Below are 4,548 nucleotides of genomic sequence, written 5' to 3'. Positions count from 1 at the left end.
AGGGGTGGGCGGGCCTGCCGATTGCAGGTCGTCCTCGTCTTGTCCACGGGGCGCGGCCCAAGGCCGGCTGCGCCGGGCGGTTCCGCCCGCCTGGCGCAGCACGCGCGGTGGGCAAGAGGTGGGCGAGCTGCCCCCGCCTCGCGCCGGCTCTGCCGGCGTGCGGCGGTCATGCACGCTGGCCAGCGCCAGCTGGCCGCCGATCAGGGCAAGCGGAGCGCGCAGGCCGCGTGCGGCCGGAGGCGTGAGAGGCCCGTAGGGCCGTGGATGGAAGCCGAAGGGGCGAGACACGCGCAGCGGGGCTCGATGCGAAGCACGACAGCCCGACCCGGAGCAAAGCGCAGGGGCACGCCATCACGCTCTAGCCCTTACGCATCGTTCCCTTTTCGTTCTTGCTGAGCTATAGGACGATGTGGCCGCTAATTACAACCGACCGAAACCCGTCGACCCGATCTGGTATCGCAGAAACTGCTATCTGCGAATGACCTGCAACTGTGGCCGGCGAGTAGTTGTGCAGGTCGGAGAATTTGCCGACACGCACCAGGTGCCGGCGAACTTGTTGTTGCACGACCTGGTGCAACGGCTGCGCTGCTCCAGCTGTGGCGGCCGACCTGCAGCCGACGTGACGCGCTATGCCAAGGGCATCTAGCGCCAGCTACGCTGGCATGCTGGCCAGCATGCTTGCGCTACGTCATGCCGATAACTGGCGTCATAGCTCAATTGGATCTGGCTTCGTCAAGGTTCGACTGCAAGGCAAGGTTTGCCGCATCCTTTGGCTCCATTCCAGAGACAAATTGATCCTCAAACCATCCGTAGTGATCGTCTACGAAGTGCGCGCGCGCACCAGCAGCTCTCAAGTCGAACTGAGCCTCTTTGCACCAGCTCTCGAAGCGGGCGGCTTGCCGCGACGCGGTTTGCTCGGCCTCAACGCGCTGTTGGCACTCCAATGCGAGTGACATGAAAGCCGGATCGCACTCCCCGTTCTGACGGTACGACTGGAGCATGGCGAGCGCAGCCGCAGCATGATCGTTGTCCAGAGTGGCGATTTTGGACAGACCTACTTGATGGTCAGTGCCATTCCACATCGCCAAGACGAATTGGCGGAGCCAGGACGCGGTGCTGTAGTGGCCCAGCACCTTGTTGCGGTGCGTAGTGAAGGCAGAAGTCATGGTTTCATTACTCCCAATCTCTTAACTGTGATGGTATTTGACCGCTTACTGCACGCCTTAAAATACTACGTGCGTTATGACTGCGCGGCCGGTTAGCGGGCTAAAACAGCGTGAGTTGCCCGGTCGGGTGAGCGGGCCGCTGCTCGCGGCGGCCGCTCGGTGGTGCGGCGGGCGCGGCAACGCCGCCGCCTTCCTCGCAGGTGGGAACAGCAATAGCCAGCGAGGCGGCAACCTCGCGGCGTTCCCTCGCGGCGAGCCGCGCATTCCAGCCGCCCATGACGTGTGCGGGCGTGAACCAATGTTCGCGCTCCTCCAAGATGAGCGCATTGCCGACGATGACGACAGCGGGGATGTGCAGCAGGGAAAACTGCACGTAGGCCATGTGCGCGGCACGCGCGTCAACGTCCACCGCCGTGACGTGCAGATGCCGTTGGTAGTTGATGCCGGCGTTCTGCATCGCCTCGGCGAGCGCGATGATGAGCGCGCCTGCACCGCAGGCGGGCTCACAGGCCGTGACGAAGCCTTGGCGCTCGATGATCGCGCGGGCCTCGGCGCCGTCTCCGATCTGCATGCGGGCCATCATTCGGCACACCTCAAACGGCGTGAAAAACTGCCCTCGCGCAGTGTTGTGCAATTCCAGCGCGCCGAAGACCGCGCCGAGCACGTCGCAGGGTCCTGCCTCCAAGGCCATCGTCACTTCGGCGAGCACCTTGGGAAACGCGTCGATCACGTCACGGTCATAGCGTCTGACGATTTCGAGGTAACGGGCTTCGCGGGCCTCGCGTTGGGCAAAGTCCACTGCATTGCTAATAGCCAATGCCATGCAAGACATGCAGTCGGAAAAAACCGTGTAGAGGTCGTGCCGGTAACGGCACGCCTCCATCAGCTTGACGATGGCCTTGATGTGGGGATCACTGGCCATCGGTGCTGTCTCCGCAACGCGGCGCATTGGTAGGCAGGGGACCGAGCAAGTCGGGATCAAGGTCTTCCAGCTCGCCCAGCCCGAACGCGCGCAGCGCAAGGGCCAACACCGCATCGAGGGATTCCCACTCGACATGTTCGCCCTCGTTGAAGAGCATCGAACGAATGAAGATCCGGCACGTCTCGGCGGCGAGGGCCGGGTCGGGGGCTTGGGCGAGGGCGGCAAGAACAGGATTGGTCTGATTCATGGCGATCATCCGGCGAAGGGCAGGGACGGTGGCCGGGCGAACCCGGCCACCTGTGCGATCAGGCAGCGAGTGCTGCTGCGCTTTCGGCCGTGGCCTTGCGGCTCTTTGACTTCGGCGCGGCCTTCGGTGTGGTGGCCTTCGGCGTGGCTCGCTTCTTCGCATCGGGCGCAGCCTTCGCCTTAGGCGTGCGAATGCCCTTGGGCACCCAGCCAGAGCCAGCGAGGCGGGATTGCGCCTCGGCGGCAAGCGTGCCCTTCTTCATCGCCAGCAGCGCGTCCTTGTCGGTCTGGCCGTCAATCTTTCCCGCCTCGCGCAGTGCGTCCACGATCAGCGGCTTGGACACGCGGCCAAGATAGGTATCGGCGGTGGCCTCGAAATGCGCGGACATGTCGAAGTTGAGCGCGTCCAGCAGCTTGCCGGTGAGGCCCTTGTGGTCGTCGGTGAGCGAGACGGACAGGGCAACGCCGTAGGCGATGATCTTGTCCAGTTCCTCGCCGCTCATCGCGGCCAGTGCGTCCCACTGCTTTTCTGAAGCATCGGGCAGCGTCTTTGCGAGAGCGATGCATTCCTCAGCAAACGCTTTGGCCTTGGCCGTACCGGTTTCATCGGTGATCGGCATGACACGCCCGCAGCCGTAGCAGGTTTCCGTAATGGCAAGGTCGGTCGGGGCGCGGGTGCCACGAAGGCCACCACCGACGCGGCTCAGGATGTGCTGGACCGCCCACACTGCCATCAGCACTTTGGCAACGTCTGGACGCTTGGCGACTTCGACCTGTGCGGCTAAGTTGCGATGGCCCAACAGGGAGCGGCGCAGCGCGTCGGATACCGCATCACCTTTGCGGCCTGCCGGTTCGGTTTCGCGTCCACCGGACACAGCAGCGCTGCTGCCAGTCGCTTGCTCCAACTGCTTGCGGTCGGCGGCGCGAACGCGGCCCCGCTCGATCTGCAATGCGCCACGGTTGAAAATCACCACGGCACCCGCCGCCTGCATCACCTCCGGCGCAAAGGAAGCGTGATCGTCCTCGATCTTGGAAATGGCGTCGTTGATAGCTTCGATGCGTTCATCGATTTCGCTATCGCGCTTCCACTGCTCATCGGTGAATTCGCTATCGTCAGTTTCGGCGGTGCGATGCATTGCCTCCTGCTCATCGGTCAACGTGGAACGCTCGGTTTCCAAGCTATGCAATTGGGCCTGTATGTCGTCCGACAGCGTGAGTGCACTCGGCTGGACGGTGCCTAGCCGCCCCATCGCGGTGTAGTCGTATTCGGTCCACACCTCGACCCAGCCCCAGCCCTCGGCCCGTAGCTTCTCGGCTTCATCTTCCAGTTTGGTAGCTACCAACTGATCGAGCAGCACTGGATTGGTCAGGATCGCGCCTTGTCCGTCGCCCGTGAACAGGTCGCGGCGCACCTCGCCGCCTGCGGCCTCGTAGGCCGCGATGCCACCAATGAAAGCCACACGCGGATCGCGGTCGGCCTGCACGTCCTTCGCCAGCACGGCGCGGCGCAGGTCGGCAGGTGCGTTGGCATAGCTACGCGATCCCATGCCATTCCACACTTCGACCTGCACCGCATGATCGTCGGTCGCGCACAAGGCAATCATCTGATCGGTGGATAGCTCACCAGCACGGAATCGCTCGATCAACTCCGGCGCCGCCTTAGCCAACTTCAACCGGCGCTCTACGACCAGCGGCGTCACGCCAAAGGCATCTGCGATGCGGTCGATGGTCCAGCCCTCGCCGGTCAACAGCTGGAAGGCGTCGAACTCGTCAGCAGGCAGCATGTTTTCGCGCTGGATGTTCTCAGCAAGGCTGATGGCGGTCGCGTTGTCCTCGTCTACGACAGTCACGCGCACGGCCCAGTCCGGATCGACCTTGCCGGTTTTGACCAGCAAATGGATGGCGTCATGTCGGCGCTGGCCGGCGGCTACACCGAACACGCCTTCGGCGACCGGGTGAACGATGAGGTTTTGCAACAGACCTTGAGTGAGGATCGAGGCTGCCAACGCTTCAATGCCTGCCTTGTATTCGGGAGTATCGCGACCGGTGCGGCGCACGTTCTTGTGGGATTGAGTGAGCCGGTTGAACGGCACATGGGTTTCCATGAAATCGATGGTGGACATGCTGTTTTCTCCTGCGAGTTGGTGAACCGTCCGGGGGGGTGGTTGCCGCCACTGACCCCGGCCGGATCGGAAGGAAATAGGACTAATGTCT

The 4,548-nt window shown here is 63.3% G+C and carries 4 protein-coding genes; all 4 read right to left on the bottom strand.

All coding sequences use genetic code 11. The annotated features are described in order from the left end of the window. Positions 1 to 713: 713 nt before the first annotated feature. Positions 714 to 1,166: a DUF7673 family protein gene (locus tag XarbCFBP7408_RS21700; protein ID WP_104564672.1), complete on the bottom strand. Its 453-nt coding sequence runs from the start codon at positions 1,164 to 1,166 to the stop codon at positions 714 to 716. Between the two features lie 100 nt (positions 1,167 to 1,266). After that, positions 1,267 to 2,088: an N-6 DNA methylase gene (locus tag XarbCFBP7408_RS21695; RefSeq protein WP_104564671.1), complete on the bottom strand. Its 822-nt coding sequence runs from the start codon at positions 2,086 to 2,088 to the stop codon at positions 1,267 to 1,269. Continuing rightward, a complete protein-coding gene (locus XarbCFBP7408_RS21690; protein WP_146093823.1) occupies positions 2,078 to 2,335 on the bottom strand; it encodes a hypothetical protein in 258 nt (85 codons plus the stop codon). Before XarbCFBP7408_RS21690 ends, XarbCFBP7408_RS21695 begins: the two co-directional genes overlap by 11 nt. Before the next feature lie 58 nt (positions 2,336 to 2,393). Next, positions 2,394 to 4,457, bottom strand: coding sequence for a ParB/RepB/Spo0J family partition protein (locus tag XarbCFBP7408_RS21685; protein WP_104564669.1), 2,064 nt, complete (start codon positions 4,455 to 4,457; stop codon positions 2,394 to 2,396). Positions 4,458 to 4,548 lie beyond the last annotated feature (91 nt).

The sequence above is a fragment of the Xanthomonas arboricola pv. guizotiae genome, from assembly GCF_002940205.1.
GTDB classification, from domain to species: Bacteria; Pseudomonadota; Gammaproteobacteria; order Xanthomonadales; family Xanthomonadaceae; genus Xanthomonas; species Xanthomonas arboricola_C.
This window is presented reverse-complemented; position numbering and strand designations above follow the sequence as displayed.